The following is a 25,275-nucleotide window of genomic DNA, read 5'->3' as shown; positions in this document are numbered from 1 at the left end:
TTAGAATTTAAGTCTGACATTGAAACCCAAGTTTCGCGTACCCGGCATCATAAAGTTATCAATGCCCTGGTAGTAGTTGCCCGTGGTAGCTACCGATTCGGGATCGAACGGTGCTTCGCAGTAGATCATCCAAAGATTGCGACCAACGAGCGAAACCGAGACCTCGGCGATATTCCAAAACTTCTCTTTCGGAATGGTGTACCCGATCGACACTTCCTGCAGGCGGAAATTCGTTGCCGAGTAGGTGTAGTATTGAGGCAGGCCGCCTTGTCCGGCCACTACCGAATACCAGTTTTCAGCATCGATCAGATCGCCGTTGACCAATACACCGCCAAAATCGCGAGCGGCGGCCGAGGCCTCCGATACGCCGTAGTAGTCCATGTAGGCCTGCGTGGCCGAGTAGACGATGCCGCCCAGTCGGGCCGAGAGCATGAAGCCGAAGTTCAGCTGGCCGTAGTGGAAGTCGTTGCGCCAGGCCAGGTTGGCCTTCGGGAAGACCGATCCCAGTTTGATGTCGTTGACATCGGTCGTGTTGCTGACCACCTTGCCATCGGCATCCACGTAGATATTGCCCCGGCTGTCGCGGCGCAGGTCGGCCGTCGAGTAGAGGTCACCCAGCGATCCGCCCTTCTTGAGCAGGAAGCGGGCGTAGCCCAGCCCGCCGATATCCAGACGGTCGAGCGTCATCGGCTCGTTGGTGATCGGGATCACGTAATCCTCCATTAGCTTCAGGATCTCGTTTCGGTTGGCCGAGAAGGTGAAGTTCGACGACCATCCGAACTTGCCCCACTCGTTCGAGTAGCCGGCCGACAGCTCGATACCCTTGTTGCGCACCGAACCCGTCTGGATGTACATCGTCGAGTAGCCCGACGAGGGCGAGATGCCCGGGTCGAAGGTCTGGTTGTAGGTCTTGGCCGTATAGAGGCTCAGGTCGACGTTGAAGTGCTTGAGCAGGCGCGCCGTCAGACCTACCTCCCACGAATCCGTACGTTCGGGCTTCAGGTCGCCCATCGGGTAGTGGGTCTTCGACGACCACTGCTGCGTGGAGTTGTCCCACTCGTAGGTCTGCTGGGCCAGGAAGCGCGGGATCGGAAGACCGACCGAGGCGAACGATCCGCGAACCTTCAGGTAACCGATCCACTTCGGCATCGGAAGGGCTTCGGAGAGGACCACCGAGGCGCCGATCGAGGGGTAGAAGAACGACTTCTTGACCGAGTAGTTGCCGGCCAGCTGCGAGGGCCAGTCGTTACGTCCGGTGAGCGTCAGGAAGTAGGTGTTCTTGAAGCCGGCCTCGACCGAAGCGAAGACCGACTGCGTCTGGTCGTGGTAGCTCGACTGGATGCGCTTGGTCTTCGTGTTGTCGAGCTGCATGACGTTGAAGACGTTGGCGATGCCCGTCGAGAGGATCGGGCCTTCGTTGCTGAAGAGGCTCTGCTGCATGTCCGAGTACGAGGTACCGATGTTGGCCTGCAGCGACCAGTTCTCGCCGAAGGTCTTGTTGATGTTCACCAGCAGGTCGGCATAGGTCTGCTTGTCGAGCGTGCGCTCCAGCATGAACGAACCCTTCGACAGGGCGTCCGAGCTTTCGTTGGTCAGCGTCGGGTTCGACGTGGCATAGAGCTTCTTGGTGTATTCGTTGTTCGAGTTGTCGACCCGCACACGGCCCGATACCGAAAGCCAGTCGAGAATCTGATAATTCAGATTCGCATTCAACATATAACGGTCCTTGTTGTTCTCCCGTAAATTGCGATAAGCAATCCAATAGGGGTTCTGTCCGGTCAAGGCCGAAAACATCTGATCAGGCCAGTATTGCGTAGCAAGCTTGCGGTCGGAATCCCAGCGCTCAAACATCTGGATGTCCTTCCAGTCATTTCCACGGGGGAAAAGGTAGGCGGTCACGAGGGGATTCGAGTAGGTTCCTTGATTCACCATGTTCATGTCGTTCTGCTTGATGTAGCTGGCACCGACATCGAGCGTCATGCGATCTTTCAGGAACGACGTTGTATTGCGGAACGTAAAGTTGTAGCGATCGTAATCGTTATTGGGCACCATACCCTTCGAATTGACTGCCGAGGCAGAGATGTAGGTCTGATTCCGGTCCGTACCCGTGGAGAGTGCAACCGTCTCGGTTGTCACAACCCCCGTCTGCAAGAAATCGTCGGCAGGGTTGTATCCCTGCATTGTAACCGGATTCAGAGGTTTTCCCCAGCTCTTGTCCACCGACGAGGCGGAAGAGGCAAGGCTGCCTGTGCCGTATCGGTTCTGGAACTCGGGCATGCGGAACGGACGCAGAAATTCCGTATTCTGCGATACGGTGACACTCAACGCTCCGGCTTTACCCTTCTTTGTGGTAATGACGATAGCTCCGTTGGCTGCATTGTTTCCGTAGAGCGCAGCTGCGGCTGCACCCGTCAGCACCGAAATCGACTCGATATCTTCGGGGTTGATGTCGGCGATGGCCTCCGTCGTACCTCGCGAGTCGAACTCAGTGCCGCCTTCGCTACCAAGATTGAACATCGGAATACCGTCGATGACATAAAGGGCATTCGAGGATTGACTGATGGCCTTGCTGCCTCGCATTACCACTTTTGACGCACCGCCGACGCCGGACGACGAGGCGTTAATGTTCACACCGGCCACCTTGCCGTTGAGCGAATTAATGAAGTTGGCATCCTTATTGCCGATAATATCCTCGGAGTTCACCTGCTGCACGTTATACGACAGAGCCTTCTCCGACCGCTTGATTCCCAGAGCCGTCACGACAACCGATTCGATCTCCGATGCAGCTTCGCGCAGGACAATATCGAACGTAGTCCTGCTTCCGACAGCGAGCGACTGTGATTCATATCCCAAATAACTGATGTCGAGCGAGGCGGTTGATGGAGTGTCCACCGTGAGCGTGAAGCGGCCTTCGGCATCGGTCGTGACTCCGGTGGAGGTTCCATGGATGAGTACTGTGGCTCCGATAATCGGCAATCCGCCGACATCGCAGATCTGTCCCGAGACGGTTACGGATTGTTCAGCTTTTTTTACGGAAAGAATGATGCTCAACGACCGAATATCATACGTCAAGTTTGTTCCTGCAATCATCTGCTTAAGGGCGTCCGTCAGCGGAACCGCAGTGACATCGAGACTCACAATGCGGTTGGTTTCGACGTCTGAACTCGAGATAAAGAGGTATTTGGTCTGCCGTTCGATTTCGGACATGACTTCGGACATGGGAACCTGATTCATCCGAATTGTAACTTCGGGCAGATTCCGGTTTTGAGCCTCAGCCCGCAGTGACCAGAAAGCAAAGAGGCCAAGTACTGTCAAGAAAGTGAATGACCTCAAGGCTTGCCTGATAAATATTTTATTCATAAATTTGTACATTAGGTTTAAGTAGGGAGATTTGCTTAAGCCTCGGCCTGCAAGATGTACCAGCATCCTTGCGGGCTTTTTTTGAGACGTCTACAAGTTTTTTTGATTTTCAATACTCTTCGCAATGCATCATAGGCCGGTCGTTTTTTGGTTCATAATTGATTGTATTATCGGATTGTGATTGTGTTGTTCTGATCATCCTTCTCGTATTCAAAATCGGCAAACTGCTGCAGGATTTGCAGGGCATTGTCGATTCCTACCGACTGTCTGATATTTCCTTGTCCAATCCGGATTGAGGGTTCGCGTTCGATTCGGATAGTCACCCCGAAAACTTTTTCGAAACGGTGCATCAATTCGGAAAATGTTTGGTCAGTCAGGCTGATGATACCATTCATCCACTGATAATCGGCTTCATCCCGAATCTGTCCAACTTGCAGGTGGTTGTTTACCAGCGCTACCATGTCGTTGGGTTTCAACACCATTCGTTCGTTGGGATCGAGTCTGCTGGATACAACAACAGATCCTTCGAACAACGCCGTCGTGAACGTCCCGTCCGCTTCGTCGGCCGAGACGTTGAATTTCGTTCCCAATACTTCGACATCGCAGGCATAGGTTTCGACAACAAACGGACATTCGGCATTGTGTGCCACTTCGAACATGGCTTCGCCCTCAACTACAACGCGGCGTTTTTCTCCGGTAAAAAGTGCGGGATAGCGAAGTGTGCTTCCGGCATTGAGCCACACCGAAGTCCCGTCCTGCAGGATCAAATTGACCCGTTGCCCGTAAGGAACAGTTACTGTCTGCAACTGTTCGCTTTCCCACAAAATCCGCTGCGCGACCCGGAAATAGTGGATTCCAAAGACAAAAAGAGCTACTACTGCCGCTATTGAACTCCAGCGACGTACTGTCGAACCAAAATGACGGGTATGGTCTTTAGTATATATTTCATTGATGACCGGGGCGCTCAAGGCCACCAGATCATGTTGCCGCTGAACCTCCGCCAACTCGAATTCATGGGCCGGATCAGCGCTCAACCACTCCAGAACAGATTCTTCCTCTTCGGGAGACAACTGACACGACACGTAACGATATAATGTTTCCTTTTCCATTTTTTCTTTTTACAATTTAATAGATGCGTGAAGAGCCGATTTCTGCGAAAAAAATTGCAAAAATCGGCAAATAAATATTTTTAATAATTCAAAATACGGAATTTCCCTCCTCACTGAGGCTCAGCAGCAGGATGCCAATGAACGGCAAATAATCCTTGAGGGCGACACGAAGGGATTCCTTCGCTGCGCGGAGCTCATAGGTCACCTGACCCTCTGAAAGTTTATAGATAGCAGCGATTTCACGGTAGGACATCTCTTCATAGCGATGCGCTATGAAGATTTTACGCCGCCGTTCAGGCATCCGTCGCAATTCCTGCTCAATGATGGCAAGAGCTTCAGCCATCATCAGATTCTGCGGATCATTGGCCTCGAGCCGGGAGATACGCTCGTTGACAACACGTTGCTCGATCGAATGCTGATTCTGAAGAATCTTGAGACGGGCATTTCTGTCTCGGAGCCAAGCCAAGCATTTGTGTTTGACAACCGTCAGCAAGTAGGCAGCCAAATTGCGGGGGACAAAATCCTCCTCTCTTTGATTCTCCATGACCTTTAAAAACGAATCAGTCACCAGATCCTCGGCAGTCATCCGGTCGCGAACATACGACATCGCAATCCGAATGAAATAGGTCCGGTACTTGGCGTACACCTCCGCAAATCCAGGTGGTACAGACGTTTCGGGCATTAGGTTCATGGTCGGTTCTTGCTTGATCAAGCGCAAAGATACCATTTTCCACCAATAATGTGGCTGAAAAATATATTTTTTCACAATGTCACAACGACCGGCAATACTTATCAAGGAAAGAAGTCTTGATCCGGAATGAAAATAAAATATTCCGGGATATTATCGCCCAAAGCCCAACGGATTTCAAATGCTGTAAGCGTTGTTGCCAATATTGCCAAACACCCAATAGATTTCAGCATTGAAGATTTGAAAGAACCGGACAGTACGGAGTTCAACTCTCAAGAGGAAATTCAATACCTTCTGCATGAAATAAAGTCCGAAAAACCGCATTTTCAGAATGTGATCGACTCTCGTATAATCCGGCCGTCAGGGGCGTTTTGTCTTTATGGCATCGATGGTAACAAAAGCATCCCGGCCTCACTCGACTTCGGCTATAAAATGAACATCATCAATAAAGTTCAGGAACAGACGGCTGTCGAAGATCTGATTAATGATTGTTTTGTAATATTTGCGTATCTGCCAAATCCAATACCACATCTACGATCCCCGAAACGGGATTTGTCGAATGGCTTTGCTGGCGCTCGTGCAACAGTTCTCGGTCCCGGTGCGGTTGCCGCTTCTCTTTCGGAGCCGGATACAATTCGTTGAAGACATTGGCCGAAAACTCCTTACCCGGCAGCGCCCCGTTGGCAACGATGCCGTAGTTATGGTCAATGAAAGTCACACCATAGATTCTGCCGACCGGGTTGATGCGGAAAATCGCGTCGATATTATCCGCCTTGAGCAGTCGCCGGAACTCGTCCCGTGTATTGTGCGGGTTCATGGCGTCTTTGACTGTTTGCCGTAACCGGTCGAACGAGCCTTTCTCTTTTAGTCTGTCTTTTGATGCTGCATAGTATTTCTGAAGGGCTTTATAATCTACGTCTTTCCCTATTTTAGATCATTCCGGCATAATCACGTCCATCAATGGTTCCGGTTCGCTCCTCGGCCGAAACATTAAAGGCTTCGAGCAGCGTCCGCCACTCGCCAAAAGAGGCGCACCGGTAATGCCGCAGACACGACCTTACGGTGGAGGAGACCTGCTGCTTGACGTCTCCCTTCTGATAATCCACCTTGCGCAATTCCTCCCGGTTCTGCAGTTCCTGGCCTTTGATACTCGGGTGTAGCCCGTATTTTTGTTCGAGGTCCCGCGTAATCTCTACGGAACGTCGGGCCTCGAAGTCATGAGGCAGTTTCCGCCCCTCTCTGTCGATACGAAGCGACACGATATGCAGGTGTTCGCGGGCAATATCCCGATGTTTGAATACGATGTAGGGCTGCTCACCGTAGCCCATCCGCTCCATATATTCGCGGGCGATCTCGCCCAGTTGCTCATCGGTCAGACGGTCCTCGGGCGAGGGGTTCAGCGAGACATGAAAAACCGTGTTGGTCGTTCGCCGGTTGGCTTGCAGGAAGGGTTCGAAGCTGGCCATGAACCGTTCGTGGCTCATGCGGCCTGCGGTATCGAACGGATCGAGCATCCGATTTCAGAAGAGCACCTCGGCCCCACGGTTGACTTTCTCCTCGTTGTAGTGGATGGCTCCGCCGACGGTCGCGCCCGTCCTTATATTCGCAACCATCCTTCGGCCTGTTTGGTAAGATTCAGAATCTCTATACTCAACGCTTTCAGTTCACGGGTATGCTGTTCCAACGCAGCGATCTGGCGAGGAATCGAGACATTGGAGAAGTGGCTGTTGATGGCCCGAACCACCTGATTGTAGTTGTTCCCGACGCGCTGGAACTGGAAGTAAAGGTCATTGAGACGTGTCAGAAACTCGACCTTTGAAGGGTCACGGCGGATGACCTCGAAACGCTCGGCAAAGAGTCGTTTGACAATAAACCGGCTGTAGTTGTGTTCCAATCCGGCGGCTGCAAGCAGCTGCCGGAAGCGGATCTCCTGCTCCTCGTTGAGTCGGAACGAGTATTTGTAACTCGGAGTTGGGGATTGTGTGTTGCATTTTCGCTGACGGGTCATTCGATGGAAGATTTGGGGAACAGTTTCCGTCGTCTGTTCCTTCACGATGAGATGCTTCCCTTTGTTCGTGCCGGGCCCTATTCCTGAATTCACGAACTCGGGAGTCCGTGCGTGAACGCACTCTTGAACAAACCTGTTAAATCGCGCCTTACAGAAGGAACAAATTATGGAAAACACACCTGTAAGCATTGCCGTATGCAATCAAAAAGGCGGCGTCGGAAAATCAACCTTCACCGTTCTGCTTGCCAGCCATCTCCACTATACCTTGCAGCGGGACGTGCTGGTTGTCGACTGCGACTATCCCCTAATCCTACCCAAGAATCGGATATCAAATTTATTGGATCTTATTTTGAGATGAGAAACATATAACGTATCTTTGCTTTGTAGCAAGGGAAAGTATTGGAACGTAAAATGGCCCTAACAAATCAGTGACCCGACAACGAAGAATCAGCTACAGTACATTGATATATAGAGGCAAATAATTTTAGGTTCGAATCCCGTTTTCCGCTCCAAAACAAAAGGGAGAGCCTTTCAGAGGCTCTCCCTTTTGTTTTGTATGCCGGTGCATGAGGGACTCGGCACATGTGACCTCAAAGCACTCCTCCCAGGGGTCGGGGGTGTCTGCCAAAATTCGCGGAATCACTCGTGCGCAGCGCGAGTACGAGTCCCGTTTCCCGCTCCAGAGGGGGCCAGAGGGGGCCGGAAAGAAACCCCGAAAGAAAGCAAAAGGCAGCAAGTATTTCACGCCTTAATCGTGACCGGTTTTGCCCGGACCGAAAACAGGTCACGATTTGGCTCTATTTCGCTGATCTGCATCATTTGCTTCGTAGCATCGTTGCCCTTTTGTCGGGCGTGCTTTTTGCGCCATACTGTCCGTAAGAATGGATCGGGATGTCTCCTTTTGCTGCTTGATGGAATGTGGCTTAGGCCCGGACCTGCACCTATTGCCGCTTATGGTAGGTGACTGCGGCCAGGCCATTGAACAGCAGGGCGAAAAGGCCGAGGGCGATGTATGAAGTCCCCAATTCCAGAACGGTTGTCCCCTTCAGATAGACCGCCCGCAGAATCTCGACGAAATACCGGGGTGGCAGTACGTAGGTGATCCGCTGCGCCCACTCCGGCATGGAGGCGATCGGTGTCAGCAGTCCGCTCATCAGTACGAAGATCATGATGAAGAAGAACATGACGAACATGGTCTGCTGCATGGTTTGCGAGAAGTTCGCCACGGTCAGACTGAATCCCGAAATGGTCAGTATGAAGAGCATCGCCCCGAGGTAGACCGCCCCGACCGGGCCTGCCGGCGCAAGTCCGTAGACCAGCCGGGCCACTGCCAAGGCTGCCGTCAGCACAAAGAGGCCGATGAGCCAGTAGGGGATCAGTTTCGAAAGGGTGAAGGTCAACCGGCCGACGGGGGTGACGTTGATTTGTTCGATCGTGCCGCGTTCCTTCTCGCCGACAATACTCAGTGCCGGCAGAAAACCGCAGATGAGGATAAACAGCATGATCATCAGTGCCGGAATCATGTAGTGACGGTAGTCGAGTGTCGGGTTGAAGCGGTTCTGAACCGTAATCAACTCCGAAGTCGGAGCCGGACTCTGTTCGGCACGGATTTCACCCAGCGTGCGGGCGACGGACTGCAGCAGGTACTGCATGGCGAGTGCCCCTTTGGTTGCATTGACCCCGTTGGCCGTAATCTGAATCCGGTCCGGCGATTCGGCCATCCAGCCGTGCTCGAACTCCCGCGGAATCTGCAGAATGACGTCCGCATCTCCGTGTTCCAGCAGATGCAGGGCCTCGTTGTATTGCGCGCAGCGGTTTGCCAGTGAGAAATAGGTCGTTGCCCCGAGGTGCGAAATCAGCCGTTGCGAAGTCGACGAGCGGTCCAGGTCCACGACGGCAACCCGGACGTGGCGGACATCCATCGTCATCACCAGCGGCAACACCAGCATCACCATGATGGGGAAGACAACGATCAGCCGCGGCAGGAACCGGTTGCGCCGGATCTGCAGGAACTCCTTCTGCAACAGGACGAAAAAGGCTCTCATTGAGTTATTCGAGTTTGTCGTTGAACTTGCGGAACGATACGCCGAGCAGCAGCCCGGTCATTGCGAGCAGCACGGCGCCGTCCACCCATACGTCGGCCATCGAGGCACCCTGGATCATCATCCGCCGCATGGCGTCGATGTACCAGCGGGCCGGCACGACGGCCGATACCCACCGGAAGAAACGCGGCAGATTCTCGATCGGGAAGATCATCCCCGAGAGCATCAGAATGGGCAGCAGCATGACCATTGCCGAGATGAGCAGTGCGGCGACCTGCGTCCGGGCGAGGGTCGAGACCAGCAGTCCCAGTCCCAGCGAGAGCATCAGGTAGAGCAACGACAGGGCGAAGATGCCCGCCACGCCGCCGCTCATCGGTACACCCAGCAGGAAGCGGGCCAGCAGCAGAATCAGGACCAGCACGATGCACGAGACGGCGAAGTAGGGGATCATCTTGGCCAGAATGATCCGGAACGGCCTCACCGGTGAGACGAGCAGCACCTCCATCGTTCCCGACTCCTTTTCGCGCACGATCGAGACCGAGGTCATCATGGCGCAGACCAGAATGAAGATCAGTCCCATGATACCCGGGACGAAGTTGAAGGCGCTCTTCATCCGGGGATTGAACAGCATGCGGGTTTCGAAGAGCGTCTGCGGCGAGGCCTCGCCGAGCAGCACTCCCTGCAGCCAGGCGGCGGCCGTGCCGGCCGTATTGACGTTCGAAGCGTCGAGGATCAGCTGGATAAGGGGTTGTTGCGGTGTGCCGGCGGCAGCCTGCAGCCGGCGGCGGTCGTAGTCCGGGGCGAAGACCGCAACGGCATCGGCACGGCCCGTGCGCAGCATCGGATCGATGCGCTCCTGCGTGATGTAGCCGCAGAACGTAAAGCTGTCGTTGCGGGCGATCCGCTCGACGGCTTCGCGCACGCCGTCGGTCCGGTCCGTTGCGACGACCGCAATGCGCACCTCGTTCACCTCGGTCGAGATGGCGAAGCCGAACAGCACCATCAGCACCACCGGGATGAGCAGCACGATGAGCATCGTGCGCCGGTCGCGCAGGATGTGGAGGGTCTCCTTGCGGACAAAGGCTGTGAAATTGCTTTTCATGGGCTATTCGCTTCGTTGGGCGCCGCGTGCCAGGAGCCGGAAGAGCTCGTCCATCGAGCGGGCGGCGAATTGTTGTTTCAGACGGGAGGGGGTGTCGAGCGCACGGATGCGTCCGTCGACCATGATCGAGACCCGCGAGCAGTACTCCGCCTCGTCCATGTAGTGGGTCGTGACGAAGAGGGTCGTACCGCCGGCCGCCGCCTCGTAGATCATCTCCCAGAACTGGCGGCGCGTAAGGGGATCTACGCCACCCGTCGGCTCGTCGAGAAAGACCACCTCGGGCCGGTGGAGTGTGGCGATGGCAAAGGCCAGCTTCTGTTTCCAGCCCAGGGGCAGCGCCCCGACCGGCGTATTGCCCTCCGGGGCGAGGTTGAGCCGGCGGAGCAGGTCGTCGCTCCGCACGCCGGTCTCACGGCGCGAGAGTCCGTAGATGCCGGCAAAGAGGCGGATGTTCTCCCGTACGGTGAGGTCGTCGTAGAGCGAGAAGCGCTGGCTCATGTAGCCGATATGGTGCTTGATCTGCTCGCTCCGGCGCACGATGTCGCATCCCGCGACGCGGCCGCTGCCCGAGGTCGGGCGGCTCAACCCGCACAACATGCGCATGGCGGTGGTCTTTCCGGCGCCGTTGGCCCCGAGGAATCCGAAGATCTCCCCGCGTGAGACCTCGAACGAGATCCGGTCGACAGCCGTGAAGTCGCCGAAGCGTTTGGTCAGTTCGTGGACCGATATGACGGTGTCGTTCATCGTTTCATCCATTGGATAAATACATCTTCGATCGCAGCCTCCGCGGGCTGGATGTGCAGTCCGGACATCGGGCCCAGCTGCTCGGTAAAGCGCTGTACGTTGAAATCCGCTCCGGCCACCAGGTGGTGCATCTCGCCGAAGGGATAGCACGCTTCGACCCCCTGGATGCGGCGGGCGGCGCCGAGCAGCGCGAACATCGCGTCGGCCCGGATGGCATAGAGCCGTCCCTCGAAGCGCCGGACCAACGCCTCGGGGGTGTCGATACCGAGCAGACGCCCTTCGTTGCAGAGGGCGATGCGGTCGCAGCGCGCGGCTTCGTCCATGTAGGGCGTCGAGACGAGGATGGTCATCCCCCGCTGCCTGAGGCCGTCGAGCATCTCCCAGAATTCGCTGCGCGAGACGGCATCGACGCCCGTCGTGGGTTCGTCGAGGAAGAGGATCTCCGGCCGGTGGATCAGGGCGCACGACAGGGCCAGCTTCTGCTTCATGCCGCCCGAGAGTTTCGCGGCCCGGCGCCGGCGGAAGGGCTCGATCTGCCGGTAGACGGGTGCGATGAGGTCGTACGAGGCTTCGACCTCGACGCCGAACAGCGCGGCGAAGAAGCGGAGGTTCTCCTCGACCGTCAGATCGCCGTAGAGCGAGAAGCGTCCGGGCATGTATCCCACGCGCGAGCGGATTGCACGGTAATCCCGCACGATGTCGCAGCCGCCGACCCGGGCCTCACCGCCGTCGGGGGCGAGCAGTGTCGCGAGCAGCCGGAAGAGCGTGGTCTTTCCGGCACCGTCGGGCCCGATCAGTCCGAACAGCTCGCCCCGGTGGACGGAGAAGGTCACCGCATCGAGCGCCTGCACCGCGCCGAACCGCTTCGACAGCCCCTTGACCTCAATGGCTTCCATCGTGCAGCCGTATTTCGCCCGCCAGGCCGATCTTCAGCCGTCCGTCGTTGCGCACGGCGATCTTTGCGGCATAGACCAGGTTGGCCCGCGAATTTCGGGTCTGGATCGTCTTGGGGGTAAATTCACTCTCGGGTGAGATCCATGCGATGCGCCCCTCGTAGTCGTAGCGCTGATCGCCGCCGAAGTCGGCCGTCACCGTCACCCGATCCCCGATGCGGATCGCGGCGAGCTGCTCCGAGGTGAAGTAGGCCCGCAGATAGAGATGCTCCAGATCGGCCACCTTCAGCAGGGGTTTGCCCACGGCGGCCAGTTCGCCCGCTTCGGCATACTTCGCCAGCACGACGCCCGCGACGGGCGGCGCGATGCGGCACCGGGCGATCCGGTCATCCAGCGCGGCGATCTGCGCCTCGACGACTGCGGCGTTGCCGTCGATCGTGACGGTGCTCTTGTCCAGCGACGAGAGGGTTGCCGACAGCTGGCTTTGCAGAATCCGGATCTGCGCCTCGATGTCATCCCGCTGTTTGGTGGTGGCCGCCCCGTCGCGCAGCAGGTTCTGCACCCGGGCGAGCTCCTGTTCCTGTTTGGCGATCTGTTCGCGCAGGGCGGCGGCCTGAGCCCGGATGTCGGGCCGGCTTGCGAGCAGCGCCGCCTGCTGTGCTTCGAGTTGCCGCCGTTGCAGATCGAGCTGCAGGGTGTCGATCTGGCCGATCGTCACGCCGGGTTCGACGGCCGTTCCCTCCTCGGCGTCGAACCACAGGATGCGTCCCGCGGCCTCGGCCGAAACGACGACCTCGGTTGCCTCGAAGCTCCCCTGCGCATCGAACTCCGCCTCTGCGCCGCACGACACCGCAAGAGCCGCCGCGGCCATACAGACAATACGTTTCATGGGTTTATCGGTTTAATGCGTGTTTCAGTTGGTAGAGCGCCTGCAGAAGCTCTATTTCATGGGTGCTGCGGTTCAGCGTGGCCGAGGTTTCGTCGGTGATCTTGCGCAGCAGGTCGGTGGTGTTGATCACACCGTTCTCCAGCTGCGATTCGGCCGCCATGCGCACCGCACGGCGCAGTTCGACAATCCGGGTGTCGGAGTCTACGGCCTTGCGCAGACGGGCGATTTCACCCTCCTCGCGGGTCGTCTGCAGACGGGTGTTGAAGTCGAAGATGTCGCGCTGGATGCCGATCTGCTGCCGGGCCGTGCGGAGCTTCCCGAGATCGTTGCGGCGGGTGTAGAAGGCCCCGATATTCCACGACATGCGCACTCCCACCAGCGCGTTGAGCGTTCCGTCCGTCGACATCATGCTTTGGAACATGTCCAGACCCGGATATCCGAAATAGCCTTGTGCGAAGGCGCTGAAGTGAGGCATCAGTGCGCTGTTGAGCGCTTTGTGTCGAACGTTGATCCTTTGGGCCCGGGCCTCAAGCAGCGCCAGCTCGGAATGCGGCGACCCATCGCCGAGTGTGGGTTCGACCGGGCGCTCCAACCCCTCCGTCGTGAGTGGCTGCCCGATGAAGATCTCCAGCATCCGGCGGTAACTGGCACGGGATGCCTCGATCTGTTCCAGCGTCTGGTGGACGGTCAGCAGCTCCGCTTCGACGGCGTCGGCGTCCGACCGCGTGGCCAGACCGTTTGCAATGCAGCTCCTCATGCGTGCGAGATTGCTCTCCAGTAGGTTGATTTGTGCCGCGGTCTGCGTTCGGCGTTCGTCCAGCAGGAGAATCCCGAAGTAGAGGTCGTCGACTCTCGATTGCAGGGCATACAGATCCACCTCCGTTTGCCGGCGCATCTCCGCAGCCTCGGCCTGCGCCATCTCTTTCGCGGCCCGGGAGTGGCCGCCGTCCCAGATCGTCTGCGAGACGTCGATCGCCGCCCGGTACTGCTCGCGGCGGATCCCCTCCATCTGCATACCCCGTGAGGCGAGTATCTCGCCCAATGCTCCGGGGAACGTCGACGTTGCGTTTTGCCACGATGCCTGCCCCGAGAGCGAGACCTGCGGAATCCACGCCCGGGCGGCGTTCGACAGGTCGTATTGTTCGCTCTGCGTGATCAGGTCGTATTGCCGGATTTCGGGATAGTGTTCCCGTGCCAGGCGGCGGCACTCGTCGAGCGTCTGCCCGCGGAGTGTCGTCATCGAGGCTGCGGCCAGCAGAATCAGGACTATTCTCTTCATGGTTTCGGTTTTTGAATTCTTCGCAGGATGGTTTCGATGGCTTCGGCCTTGCGCGCGGCCAGAAACTTTTCGCGGTCGCCGGCCAGCTCTCCCAGCAACAGCCCCGCAAACGGAAGGGCCAGAAACGGAAAGACGTTGAGCGACACGATGCTGATGAAGAGCTGGCGCATGTCGACGGCCTCCATCTCGCCGGCTTCGGCCGCCCGATCCGCCTCCGCCTGCAATCGCAGGAAGAGCGTCGGGATCCGCTCCTTCAGCGAGTCGTCGAGCAGGTGGTAACGTTCGGGGCGCATCACTACCTCGTTCAGAAAGAAGCGCGGCAGCAGCGGATGGGCCGCAACCAGGTCGAAGTGCGATGCGATGCCCGACCGGATGCGCTCGACGATCGGTCGCTGCGGATCTCCCATGGCCGCGAAGATCGTCTGTGCGACAAGTGCCGTAATCTTGGCGACGATCCGCTCGAAGAGCTGCTCCTTGGTGCGGAAGTAGTAGTGCAGCATGGCATGCGTCACGCCCGCCCGCTCGGCTATGGCCGTCGTGCGGGCTCCGTCAAATCCTTTTAGGAGAAACTCCTCTTCGGCCGCCTCAAGGATCAACTGTTCCGTGGACGGTTTTTCCTTCTTGTCCATGATCTTTTTGGATCTGTACTAACAATGTGGTTTAACAAAATTGTTAATGCAAATGTACGAAAAAAATCAATCATGCAACATGTGGGGGGCGAAAATTTTCGCAGGATGGATCTGACGCGGATTTCGTTCCAGAAGAGCGGCTCCGCTTGGTGGCGATGGGTGGCAGTCCCGGGAATGCGGCAAGACGGGGGCTTATCGTAAAAAAGTTCCCGTTTTGTGATTTCATCGGACAATGTGTTAACTTGCCATACGGAAATCGCTTGTCGGAACGCAAACCCGGAACCCAAAAACTGCGAGATATGAAGATTCAAAACTGGTTGTATGCCTTGTGCCTGGCGGCTGTCACCCTCCCGGCGGCTGCTCAGGTACAGGTCGTGAAGCATGGAAAGGCCGTCGCGCGGATTGTCGCCGATCCGGCCGATTCGGTGGACATGCGGGCTGCCGCGCTGCTGCGGGAGTTTGTCGGACGCATCAGCGGGGCGCAGCTGCCTGTGGTGGCGAACGGGGAGAAACCCCGTCGCGGAGATATTGTCATCGACGCCGGGGAGAGCCGCGGACTGACCGAGGACGGATTCCGCCTGAGAACCGACAACGGCCGGCTGCTGATCTCCGGCGGAGGGGGCAAAGGAACGATTTACGGTGTTGTGACCCTTCTGGAACAGTACCTCGGCGTGGCCTACTACGGGAACAACGCCTATCGGCTGACCGAGCGTGCGCAGGTGACGATTCCCGAGATGAACCATGCCGAGAATCCGGCCTTCCGGTTCCGGCAGAGTCAGTGCTATGCGATGAAGGAGCCCTTCTACCGCGACTGGTTCCGCTTCGAGGAGCCCGAGGAGACCTTTGCCGGAGGCTACTGGGTCCATACCTTCGACCGCATTCTGCCGTCGGACGTCTACGGAAAGAGCCATCCCGAATACTACGCCTTCATCAACGGACAGCGGCGTCCGGGCAAGGCGAGCCAGTGGTGCCTGACCAATCCCGAACTCTTCGAGGTGGTCTGCACGAAGATCGACTCCATCTTCCGGGCCAATCCCGGGATGAACACGATCTCGGTGAGCCAGAACGACGGCAACTTCACCAACTGCACGTGCCCTCGGTGCCGGGCTCTCGACGAGCGCGAGGGGGGCCGTCGGGGAGTCTGATCCATTTCCTGAACCGCCTGGCCGACCGTTTCCCCGACAAGGAGTTCTCGACGCTGGCCTACCTCTATACAATGCATCCGCCCAAGCACGTCAAGCCGCGCCCGAATGTCAACATCATGCTCTGCGACATCGACTGCAAACGGGAGGTTCCGCTGACGGACAACGCTTCGGGACGCGATTTCGTGCAGGCGCTGGAGGGGTGGTCGGCCATCAGCGACAACCTCTTCGTCTGGGACTACGGCATCAACTTCGACAACATGCTCTCGCCGTTCCCCAACTTCCCGATCCTGCAGAAGAACATCCAGTTGTTTCGAAAGAACCACGTCACGATGCACTTCTCGCAGATCGGCGGTGAACGGGGCAGCTGTTTCCCCGAGATGCGGGCCTACATGGTGAGCAAGTTGATGTGGAATCCCGATCAGGACAGCGACTCGCTCATGCGCTCCTTCATGCGGGGCTACTACGGTGCGGCGGCCCCCTACGTCTATCAGTACGAGAAGCTGCTCGAAGGCGGGCTGCTCGCCAGCAACAGGGAGCTCTGGATCTACGATTCGCCGGTTACGCACAAGGACGGCATGCTCAATGCCAAGTGCCGCAAACGCTACAACGAACTTTTCGACCAGGCCGAGGCGGCCGTGGCCGACGATTCGGTGCTGCTCGACCGCGTACGCCTTTCGCGGCTTCCGCTGCAGTATTCCGAACTGGAGATCGACCGTGCGGAAGGGGTGAAGGATTCCGAGGCGACGATGGCCCGGCTGGAACTCTTCGGGGAGCGCTGCCGCCATTTCGCCATTCCGATACTCAACGAGCGCCGCAATACCCCCGAAGAGTATTGCCAGCTCTATCGGGTGCGTTACATGCCCGACAAGAATCTGAAGCCCGATCTGGCTCGCGGTGCAAAGGTTACCTGGATCGAGGCTCCGTCGCCCCGCTATGCGAAGCTGGGCGAGACGGCCCTGACCGACGGGCTGTTCGGCGGCACGACCTACGTGGAGAGCTGGGTCGGCTGGGAGGGCCGCGACGGCAGCTTCATCATCGACCTTGGCCAGGAGCGGGAGGTGTCGCTTGTCGAGTGCGATTTCCTGCATCAGCTGGGGGCCTGGATTCTGCTTCCCGAGCGGGTCGCCTGCTCGCTTTCGTGCGACAATGCCGCCTATGAGCCCTTCGGCGAGCAGCATTTTGCCGAGGACCGTTCCCCGCAGGTCAAGTTCGTACAGGCCTCCTTCCGCAGCGACACTCCCCGTCGGGCACGGTATGTGCGTATCGACATCATCGGTACGAAGAACTGTCCGTCGTGGCACTACGGCGTGGGTCATCCCTCGTGGTTCTTCCTCGACGAGGTGAGCGTGAGGTGATGCGGTGCGGCTTCAACCGGAAAAGGGGGCGATTCCAAGGAATCGCCCCCTTTTTAACGGAGTGCAGCATGTCGTTCCCTTCGGCGGACGGTGCGGAGCTCTGAGCGTTGGTCAGAGGCTTCGTCCCTCGAACGTCCTGGCGTGTTTTGCCGGCAGGAGTTTGCCGTAGAAGGTGATCCGATTCCCGTTGAAGGTAGGTTCCACCGTCACGGAGGTGTAGTTGGTGCCTTTGGGCAGCGTGAAGGTCACATAGGCTGACAGGGCGGCCCCCATGACGTTCATCGTGAAAAAGGTATTCCCCTTGCGGTCGGTTTTGACCCGGATGTCCGAAGCGGTGCCTTTGAGGGTGATGCCGCCGACCCCGTTGGGCCCGCCTCCGTTGAACGGAGCAATCTGGACGACGGCCTGATCGTCTTTCAGCGAGACGAAATTGGTTGTTGAATTCACGAAAGCGGACTCTCCGTGCCGGAAGACGAGCTTGTCGGCCTCCACGACGAAATCGAGTTTCTCCAGCGCTCGTACGGCCTGTACGTAGTCGATGGAGTCCTGCATCCGTTGCAGCTCTTTTTCGAGAGCCTTCTCCTGAGCCGCGGACTCTTCGGACCGGTTCTGCATGGCGGCCTGTTCGGCTTGGGTGTAGATCCGGCGTTCGGTCTGCGCCTCGGCGGTCGTCTGCATCAGCAGTACGGCGGCCAAAATCAAAAACAGCTTGTTCATATTCGCCTTGTTTCTGAGAATGATGATTGCCGGCTCTTGTTGAACCGGCAATCATATAACGTATCGGGCCCACCCAAACGTGTGCCAAACGGAAGAAATTTCGTGCTGTGTGCCGTTTTATGCCGGGATTCCTGCGGTTTCGGATTCCGAGACGCGGCTGCGGGCGATCAGACAGGCGCCCAGAACGGCGGCATCCGATCCGCTGGGGTGGGTGACGATCGGGACATTCTGGCTCATGAGCTTGAGCGAGTACTTCCGGACCGCCAGTTCGATGGGTTGCAGGAAGTAGCAGGCTTCGGCCTGGGCCAGGTTGCCGCCGATGACGATGATCTCCGGATTGAACAGGTTGATCAGTCCGGCGATGTGGTGGCCCAGTTCGGATCCGGTCTGCATGATAAGCTCGATGCAGAGCGGATCTTCGCGCTCGACGGCGTCGATGATGTCGGAGGTGGTGATGGTCTCGCCGGCGCGGACCTTCGGGGCGAGCAGTGAGGCGTCGCCGGACTGAATCCGTTCGATGAGTTTGCGCTGGATGGCTCGTCCGGAGACTTCGGTTTCGATACATCCGGTCTTGCCGCAATGGCAGAGGATGTTGTTGTTGTACATGTGGATGTGGCCGAACTCCCCCGAATAGCCGTCCTTGCCGTGGCAAAGTTTTCCGTCGATGATGATTCCCAGTCCCAGCCCCCATCCGATGTTGACGTAGAGCAGATTCTTGTATTGCTGCTTGAATCCCGAAACGTAGGCGCCGTAGGCCATGGCCTTGGTGTCGTTCTCGATGAAGATCCGCATGCCGAGGCGTTCGCTCAGAATGTCGGTCAGCGGCGTGTCGACGGTCTCTTCGAAATGGAAGGTCGTGGCGCTGGTGCCGCTTCGGCTGTTGACGCGCCCCGGGACATTGATGTTGACACCGGCGATGCGCTCGGGGGCGATGCCGTCGAGCGAGTTGGCGAAATCCAGGATGTGGTGACAGACGGTATCGAGGCTTTTTCGGGTGTTGTCGAGCCGGAAATCCGTATGGTGTTCGATGCGGATGGGGCGTCCGACGAAATCCATCAGCCCGATGTTGAGTTCGAAGGCCCGCATGTCGACCCCCATGAAGCAGGGGCATGTTTCGGGACGGATGCCGTATCGGACGGTTTTACGTCCCTTGGTGTGCAGACAGACCCGGTCGATCTCGGTGATGAAGCCCTCGGCGAGCATCTCCGAGACATATTTGGCGACGGTCGTCAGGCTGTATCCCGTGGCAGCCGCAATTTCCGGGATGATGAAGGATCCGTTCTGCATGATTTGCTGGATGAGGCTGTTTCGGATCGTGTTGCCGACGCTCTTTTCCGGAGTTGGCAGGATGAGTCTGTTTGTCATATCCATGGATTCTGTCTGTTACAAAAATACAATTTTTTTGGCTCGGATACAAATTCTTTGTTTGGATAAATGTGTCATATATTACGCATACGTGCTAATATATGGCTATATTTAATTGTTTTTCTTGTTAATTATTTTTGGAGAATGTGGGGCATATTTGTGTGATTATTTGGTGTAAAATATTGTAGATAAATTTATAAGAATGTATTTGGTGGATCTTCTGTTGCGACTGTATTAAAAAAGTTATTTTTTTAATACATTTTAATTAAAAAATATTTCTTGTTATTTGAAACATTCCATAGATTTGTATGAAGAGACATTCAAAAACACCAGATTATATGATGGAAAAGATCAAAGGGCTTATCGACGCCCCCTTTACTCCGTTCGACAAAAACGGAGACGTGAATTTTGAACCGATCCCTCAGTATGCGGCTATGCTGCACAAGAACGGTTTGAAAGGTGTATTTATCAACGGCTCGTCGGGCGAAGGTTACATGCTGACGACGGACGAGCGCATGAAGCTGGCTGAAAAATGGATCGCCTCGGTTCCAGCGGACTTCAAGGTGATCGTGCACGTGGGAAGCTGTTGCCTGCGCGAGAGCGTGAAGCTCGCGGCCCATGCGGCCGAGATCGGAGCCTGGGCCGTCGGTTCGATGGCTCCTCCTTTCCCGAAGATCGGCCGGATCGAGGAGTTGGTTGAATATTGCGAGGCGATCTGTCATGCGGCTCCTGCGCTGCCGTTCTACTATTATCACATTCCGGCGTTCAACGGCGCCTATCTGCCGATGGTCGAACTGCTGAAGGCGGTCGACGGACGGATTGACAACTTCGCCGGCATCAAGTACACGTTCGAGAGTCTGTATGAGTACAACCAGTGCCGGCTCTATGCCAACGGGAAGTACGACATGCTGCACGGGCAGGACGAGACGTTGCTTCCCAGCCTGGCGCAGGGTGGAGCCGAGGGCGGCATCGGCGGTACGACGAACTACAACGGCCGCGAACTGGTCGGGATTCTCGATGCCTGGCATCGCGGGGATCTGGAGACGGCCCGCGAAAAGCAGAACTTCGCACAGGCGGTCATCAACGTGATCTGCAACTACCACGGCAATATCGTCGCCGGCAAGCGGATCATGAAACTGATCGGTCTGGATCTGGGCAAGAACCGGGTTCCGTTCCGCAACATGACGGATGCCGAAGAGGCCTCCATGAAACGGGAGCTGGAGCAGATTGGCTTTTTCGAGCGTTGCAACCGCTTCTGATGCGCACCACCTGAATCTACAATCTTAAAACAGAGATCATGAAAAAACAACTCCTTTGTGCAATAGGCGCATTTTGCCTGACGGGTCTGGGGGTGTCGTGCGGTGACGACGGTTACGGGACTCCCGACTATTCGAAGCCGGCCGAAAAGACCATTGCCTTCCGTTGTACGTCGACGTGGGCCGGCGACAATGCTACGCTTTGGACGGAAGAGAGTCAGATCGGTCTCTTCTGCGAACAGACGGGATCGGTCAACGAACCGATCGGCGTCGCCGCCATCTCGGCCGGCGAGTCGAGCGGCCTGTTCTACACGCACAAGTCGTGGAAGGAGCAGATGTCGTATAGCTTCCTGCTCTATTCGCCCTACGACGCATCGAACACGACGACCCGCCTGTCGGGTTCGCTAAGCTCCTCGCAACAGCAGAACGGAGAGACCGTTTCGCATCTGGCCTCGCTCGGACTGGCCTACGCCCGGGTGGAGGCCGCGGAGCCTTCGGAGGATCCGCTGCCGGTCGCCCTGAAGTCCGTCTTCGGCTACCTCGATCTCCAGGTGCAGACGACGAAATGGGCCGGTTGGAATCTGGAGTCGATCCAGCTGGAGAACCTCTCCGAGGTGGCGATGGCCGGTTCTTATACGTTCGATCTGACGACCGGAGAGCTTGCCTTGGGCAAGGATGCCGGTTCCACGGTTCTGCTCCGGCTCTCCGATGCCGCCTTGTCGCAGACGCCGTTCCATGCCTACGCCATTGTCGCTCCGTCGGCCGGTGTGTCGCAGCAGTGCAAGGCGGTGGTGACGGTGGCGCGCGCCGACGAACAGAGCATGACGCTGACGGGCGAGGTTTCGCTGCCCGAAGGCATTGCTCCCGAGGTGCTGACGGCGCTGACGCTTCCGGTCGATACGTTCGATGAGGCGATGGCCGAGGACAACTCGGTGGATCTGAGCGATCCCAACGGTGACGGAAAGCGCGAGACGGCCAATTGCTATATTGCGGGTCTTGCCGGTCAGACCTACCGCTTCCCGGCCGATGTCATGGGCAATGGCGCAACGATCCCCGCCACGTCGGACTATGGCGGTGCCGGTCTTGCCGACGGCATCACCCCGACTCCGCTGTCGCCGGCCTCGGCCAAGCTGCTCTGGCAGACGGCGCCGAATCTGCTGGCGGATGTCAAGCTGCGCGGAACGCAGATCTACTTCACGGTCAACGGTGCCGAGGGCGAGACCCCGACGGAGGGCAATGCGGTGATTGCGGCACTCGATGCCTCGGGGAACATCATCTGGAGCTGGCACATCTGGGTGACGACGGCCGATCTGGATGCCTCGGTTCAGACCTACCAACTGCTTCCGGCCTATGCGGCCGCGGGGACGACGGTGCTCATGGACCGCAACCTCGGAGCGCTGAAGCCGGGTCTGTGGGGCGTCAACAACGACAACCTCGCCCTCGGGCTGCTCTATCAGTGGGGCCGCAAGGATCCCTTCCCGAACATCGACGACGAGAATATCGGCGGAACCGGCGCGTTGGCCATTACCCGTCTGCGCAAGACCTACGATGCCGCGGGGAATGTGCTCCAGCCCGACAATACGTCGACGGATCTCTCCGCCACGTCGTGGCGCTACATCAACGGCCGGACCCTCTCCGGCGAGGAGATCGTCCGCTACCCGATGAACTTCACCTGCGCCAACAACGACTGGACCTCGCCGACCCGCGACGACCTGTGGGGCAACCCCTACAGCGAGGAGGTCGGAAACATCGGTCAGAAATCGATCTACGATCCGTGCCCGCCCGGATACCGCGTGCCGCACCGTTATGTCGGTACGCCCTTTACGGTCGACGGCAAGAATGCCAAGAAGGCGCCCGCCAACTGGAATGCGCAGTATAAGACCCAGACCGAGATTCAGGCGGCCGGTGGCAATGTCTTCCTCTACGGGAGCGGTCAGGCCTACTATCCGTGCGCCGGCATGATGTATCTCAATTCGGGATCGATCGTTCCGTTCCGTACCGGACAGTATGTCGGCCACTACCAGGTGAGCATGCCCGCCAACTCGACGACGAAGTCCTACCGGTTCTACTTCGACTATGCGAACGTCAATCCCGACGACAGCAACTCCCGCTACTTCGGCGGCAGTGTTCGTTGCATGAAAATTCAGTGATCGAAACCTGTACGTCCCACTCCCGGCATGCCGGACGGTGTGCCGGAGGGACCGGGGCGAATCCGTAAAACCCACAAGAGAAAAAGATGACCAATCAAGAAAGACAATTTTTGCAGGAGTGCCGCACCCGTTATGCGGAGGACCTTACGAACGATATTCTCCCCTTCTGGATGCGTTATGGACTGGATCGGAAAAACGGCGGAGTCTATACCTGCGTCGACCGTGACGGCACGTTGATGGATACGACCAAGTCGGTCTGGTTTCAGGGCCGTTTCGGCTATGTGACGGCTTTGGCCTACCGCTGCGCCGGAGGAAATCCCGAGTGGCTGGAGGCTTCGAAGAGCGCCCTGGAGTTTATCGAGCGCCACTGTATCGACACCGACGGACACATGTTCTTCTCGGTAACGGCCGAAGGGACGCCGGTTCAGAAACGCCGCTATGTCTTTTCGGAGTGCTTTGCGGCCATGGCTATGGCTGAATATGCCGTAGCCGCCCGCGATGAGCACTGGGCCGGCAAGGCGCTGGAGATGTTCCGCAACATCGAGCGGATGCTTTCGACTCCGGGCTTCCTGCCTCCGAAAATGCTCGTCCCGACGATCGGACACTCCATTACGATGATATTGATTAACGTGGCGATGATCGTCGGGCAGGTGTCAGACGACCCGATCCTCGAAGAGCAGATCAACCGGTCGATCGACCTGCTGCAGCGCTGCTTCATGCACCCCGAATACGAGACCCTGCTGGAGTGCGTGGCTCCCGACGGCGGATTCATTGATACCTGCGCCGGGCGGACGATCAACCCCGGCCACTGTATGGAGACGGGCTGGTTTCTGCTCGAGGTGGCGCGGCACCGGAACTGGGATGCCGGCCTGGTGAAGATGGCCACGACGATCATCGACTGGGCCTGGGAATGGGGCTGGGACGAGCCCTACGGCGGGATGATCAACTTCCGGGACTGCCGGAACTTCCCGCCCCAGGACTACGCGCAGGATATGAAGTTCTGGTGGCCGCAGTGCGAGACGATCCTGGCCGGGCTCTATGCCTACGTGGCAACGGGCGATGCAAAGTACCTGGAGATGCACCGCAAGGCGCACGAATACGCCTATCGCTTTTTCCCGGATGCCGAGTACGGCGAGTGGTACGGCTACCTGCACCGCGACGGCAGCGTCGCCCAGCCGGCCAAGGGGAACCTTTTCAAGGGCCCGTTCCATATTCCGCGCATGATGCTTCGTGCAACGGGCCTGTGTGACGAAATTCTGAACCAATAACCTAAATCGACCTGAATCATGAAATCAGAAAAGACGAATGTTTACCGAGCCGTTGCGCTGGTGTCGCTGCTGGCCCTATTGCCCGGGACGTTTACGGCCTGCGCCGATGATGAGATCCAACGTCCGGAGGTGATCACTCCGTTGATGCCGGATCTGGGCCCCGAGGCGACCGAAGGGACGGTCAGCCTCTCGCAGATCGAGCGCTCGACCCCCTTCACGGCGGGGACCGGAGCAAACTCCTATCGGATTCCCTCCATGGTGACGGCCGGCGACGGATCGCTGCTGGTCTTCTGTGAGGCCCGCCACGATTCGTGGGTGGACAAGAGCTATACGGATATTGTGGTGCGCCGCAGCAGCGATCAGGGGAAAAACTGGTCCGAGGCCGTCAACCTGACGGAGTCGGCCAATGGCGGTGGATACGCCTTCATGGACCCGACCCCGGTGGCGGATCCCGAAACGGGAAAGATCTTTCTCTTCTGCTGCCGCTGGGTGAAGCTCGATGCCGATGCGACGAAGACCCGGGTCTTCCGGATCGTCTCGTCGGACAACGGAAAGAGTTGGGGCGCCCCCGAGGATGTCACCGACCAGGTGATCCGTACGGGTTATTTCAGCTCCGGATTTGGCCCGGGATCCGGAATCCGTATCTCGCAGGGCAAGTATGCCGGCCGTCTGATTTTCCCGTCGCGGCAGTACGACGGGGCTTCGAGCTCGGGCGTGGCGGTCTATTCGGACGACCACGGCGCGACGTGGAAGATCGGCTCGGAGGTGCTTGGCGGCGAGTGCCAGATTGCCGAATCGGGAGAGAACCGTCTGACGATCAACATCCGCAAGGGGGCCGACCGCTATTCGGCCACGTCGAAGGATGGCGGCCAGACCTGGTCGTCGGCCATCAAGGACAGCGGGCTTCCCTCCTTCGAGAGCGGCTGCCACGCCAGCGTGCTGGGCACAGGCGGCAACATGGTGCTCTATTGCGGTCCGAAGGGCGGCGTCCAGACCACCTCGAACGACAACCGCTCCGAATTGATGCTTTACCGCAGTCCGACGTGTGCCGAGGGGTGGACCCGCAGCCAACAGTTGTACGAACTGGCCGCCGGCTATTCGGACATGACTCTGCTCGAGGACGGTCGTGTGGCCATTGTCTTCGAGGCGGGTCCCGAGAAGGGCTTTACGCGTCAGACGGGCAATCGTCCGGCCGGATGGATGCGTCTCGACGTGATGGTGCTTCCCAAGGAGGTGACCGACTACGGCTATTGGTTCGAATAACCTGAAACAATCT

Annotated in this window: 18 protein-coding genes and 4 pseudogenes; 7 read left to right on the top strand and 15 right to left on the bottom strand. The window is 57.9% G+C overall.

Annotated features, from left to right (window positions below; genetic code table 11):
• The 3 genes from B5E60_RS09295 to B5E60_RS09285 all read right to left on the bottom strand — a co-directional run bounded on the left by B5E60_RS09295 (position 1) and on the right by B5E60_RS09285 (position 5,265).
• Positions 1–3,360 (bottom strand): SusC/RagA family TonB-linked outer membrane protein, encoded by a 3,360-nt coding sequence (locus B5E60_RS09295; RefSeq protein WP_087311242.1) that lies wholly within the window; start codon positions 3,358–3,360, stop codon positions 1–3.
• Between the two features lie 167 nt (positions 3,361–3,527).
• Positions 3,528–4,469 carry a FecR family protein gene (locus B5E60_RS09290; protein ID WP_087311226.1) on the bottom strand — a complete coding sequence of 314 codons (942 nt, stop codon included), beginning with the start codon at positions 4,467–4,469 and terminating at the stop codon, positions 3,528–3,530.
• Between the two features lie 88 nt (positions 4,470–4,557).
• A complete protein-coding gene (locus B5E60_RS09285; RefSeq protein WP_239403301.1) occupies positions 4,558–5,265 on the bottom strand; it encodes a sigma-70 family RNA polymerase sigma factor in 708 nt (235 codons plus the stop codon).
• Between B5E60_RS09285 and B5E60_RS14270 the strand changes: the two are divergent.
• Positions 5,223–5,619 (top strand): annotated as a pseudogene (locus B5E60_RS14270) (FRG domain-containing protein); the annotation flags it as partial. The gene B5E60_RS09285 and the pseudogene B5E60_RS14270 sit on opposite strands and share 43 nt — an antisense overlap.
• A 19-nt stretch (positions 5,620–5,638) precedes the next feature.
• On the opposite strand, the gene B5E60_RS14265 reads toward B5E60_RS14270, so the two are convergent.
• The 3 genes from B5E60_RS14265 to B5E60_RS09270 form a co-directional block, all read right to left on the bottom strand.
• Positions 5,639–5,974 carry a hypothetical protein gene (locus B5E60_RS14265; RefSeq protein WP_239403303.1) on the bottom strand — a complete coding sequence of 112 codons (336 nt, stop codon included), beginning with the start codon at positions 5,972–5,974 and terminating at the stop codon, positions 5,639–5,641.
• A gap of 112 nt (positions 5,975–6,086) precedes the next feature.
• The gene (locus tag B5E60_RS14260) at positions 6,087–6,671 is read right to left on the bottom strand and encodes a relaxase/mobilization nuclease domain-containing protein (protein ID WP_239403300.1); all 585 of its coding nucleotides are present in this window, start codon (positions 6,669–6,671) and stop codon (positions 6,087–6,089) included.
• An 83-nt stretch (positions 6,672–6,754) separates the two neighbouring features.
• Positions 6,755–7,165 (bottom strand): plasmid mobilization protein, encoded by a 411-nt coding sequence (locus B5E60_RS09270; RefSeq protein ID WP_087311240.1) that lies wholly within the window; start codon positions 7,163–7,165, stop codon positions 6,755–6,757.
• Between the two features lie 166 nt (positions 7,166–7,331).
• Between B5E60_RS09270 and B5E60_RS09265 the strand changes: the two are divergent.
• Positions 7,332–7,469: pseudogene (locus B5E60_RS09265) on the top strand (ParA family protein); the annotation flags it as partial.
• 637 nt (positions 7,470–8,106) lie between these two features.
• Here the strand turns inward: B5E60_RS09265 and B5E60_RS09255 are convergent.
• From B5E60_RS09255 to B5E60_RS09225, 7 genes and pseudogenes are all read right to left on the bottom strand, one after another.
• The gene (locus tag B5E60_RS09255) at positions 8,107–9,210 is read right to left on the bottom strand and encodes an ABC transporter permease (protein WP_087311224.1); all 1,104 of its coding nucleotides are present in this window, start codon (positions 9,208–9,210) and stop codon (positions 8,107–8,109) included.
• 4 nt (positions 9,211–9,214) lie between these two features.
• A complete protein-coding gene (locus B5E60_RS09250) occupies positions 9,215–10,309 on the bottom strand; it encodes an ABC transporter permease (RefSeq protein WP_087311223.1) in 1,095 nt (364 codons plus the stop codon).
• A 3-nt stretch (positions 10,310–10,312) separates the two neighbouring features.
• A pseudogene (locus B5E60_RS09245) lies at positions 10,313–11,041 on the bottom strand (ABC transporter ATP-binding protein); the annotation flags it as partial.
• Positions 11,042–11,049: 8 nt separating this feature from the next.
• Positions 11,050–11,949, bottom strand: a complete 900-nt coding sequence (locus B5E60_RS09240) for an ABC transporter ATP-binding protein (RefSeq protein WP_087311221.1) — start codon at positions 11,947–11,949, stop codon at positions 11,050–11,052.
• Complete coding sequence (locus B5E60_RS09235; RefSeq protein WP_087311220.1) at positions 11,936–12,835, bottom strand: HlyD family secretion protein; 900 nt, start codon at positions 12,833–12,835, stop codon at positions 11,936–11,938. The genes B5E60_RS09240 and B5E60_RS09235 overlap by 14 nt, the downstream gene beginning before the upstream one ends.
• Before the next feature lie 4 nt (positions 12,836–12,839).
• Entirely contained in the window at positions 12,840–14,114 is a 1,275-nt protein-coding gene (locus tag B5E60_RS09230; RefSeq protein WP_087311219.1) for a TolC family protein, read from the bottom strand.
• Positions 14,111–14,743: a TetR/AcrR family transcriptional regulator gene (locus B5E60_RS09225; protein ID WP_087311218.1), complete on the bottom strand. Its 633-nt coding sequence runs from the start codon at positions 14,741–14,743 to the stop codon at positions 14,111–14,113. The genes B5E60_RS09230 and B5E60_RS09225 overlap by 4 nt, the downstream gene beginning before the upstream one ends.
• 299 nt (positions 14,744–15,042) lie before the next feature.
• Between B5E60_RS09225 and B5E60_RS09220 the strand changes: the two are divergent.
• Positions 15,043–17,243: pseudogene (locus tag B5E60_RS09220) on the top strand (DUF4838 domain-containing protein).
• A 111-nt stretch (positions 17,244–17,354) separates the two neighbouring features.
• On the opposite strand, the gene B5E60_RS09215 reads toward B5E60_RS09220, so the two are convergent.
• Together B5E60_RS09215 and B5E60_RS09210 are read right to left on the bottom strand one after the other, a co-directional pair.
• Positions 17,355–17,960, bottom strand: coding sequence for a DUF4251 domain-containing protein (locus B5E60_RS09215; RefSeq protein ID WP_087311217.1), 606 nt, complete (start codon positions 17,958–17,960; stop codon positions 17,355–17,357).
• Between the two features lie 117 nt (positions 17,961–18,077).
• Entirely contained in the window at positions 18,078–19,325 is a 1,248-nt protein-coding gene (locus B5E60_RS09210) for an ROK family protein (protein ID WP_162611621.1), read from the bottom strand.
• Between the two features lie 341 nt (positions 19,326–19,666).
• Between B5E60_RS09210 and B5E60_RS09205 the strand changes: the two genes are divergently transcribed.
• From B5E60_RS09205 to B5E60_RS09190, 4 genes are all read left to right on the top strand, one after another.
• A complete protein-coding gene (locus tag B5E60_RS09205) occupies positions 19,667–20,584 on the top strand; it encodes a dihydrodipicolinate synthase family protein (RefSeq protein ID WP_087311239.1) in 918 nt (305 codons plus the stop codon).
• Between the two features lie 38 nt (positions 20,585–20,622).
• Positions 20,623–22,731 carry a fimbrillin family protein gene (locus tag B5E60_RS09200; RefSeq protein ID WP_143260713.1) on the top strand — a complete coding sequence of 703 codons (2,109 nt, stop codon included), beginning with the start codon at positions 20,623–20,625 and terminating at the stop codon, positions 22,729–22,731.
• An 86-nt stretch (positions 22,732–22,817) separates the two neighbouring features.
• Positions 22,818–23,999: an AGE family epimerase/isomerase gene (locus B5E60_RS09195; protein ID WP_087311214.1), complete on the top strand. Its 1,182-nt coding sequence runs from the start codon at positions 22,818–22,820 to the stop codon at positions 23,997–23,999.
• A gap of 18 nt (positions 24,000–24,017) precedes the next feature.
• Complete coding sequence (locus tag B5E60_RS09190; protein ID WP_087311213.1) at positions 24,018–25,262, top strand: sialidase family protein; 1,245 nt, start codon at positions 24,018–24,020, stop codon at positions 25,260–25,262.
• Positions 25,263–25,275 lie beyond the last annotated feature (13 nt).

The organism is Alistipes sp. An116 (assembly GCF_002161005.1).
GTDB classification, from domain to species: domain Bacteria; phylum Bacteroidota; class Bacteroidia; order Bacteroidales; family Rikenellaceae; genus Alistipes; species Alistipes megaguti.
Note: the sequence above shows the minus strand (reverse complement) of the source record. Positions and strands in the feature narration are given on the sequence as shown.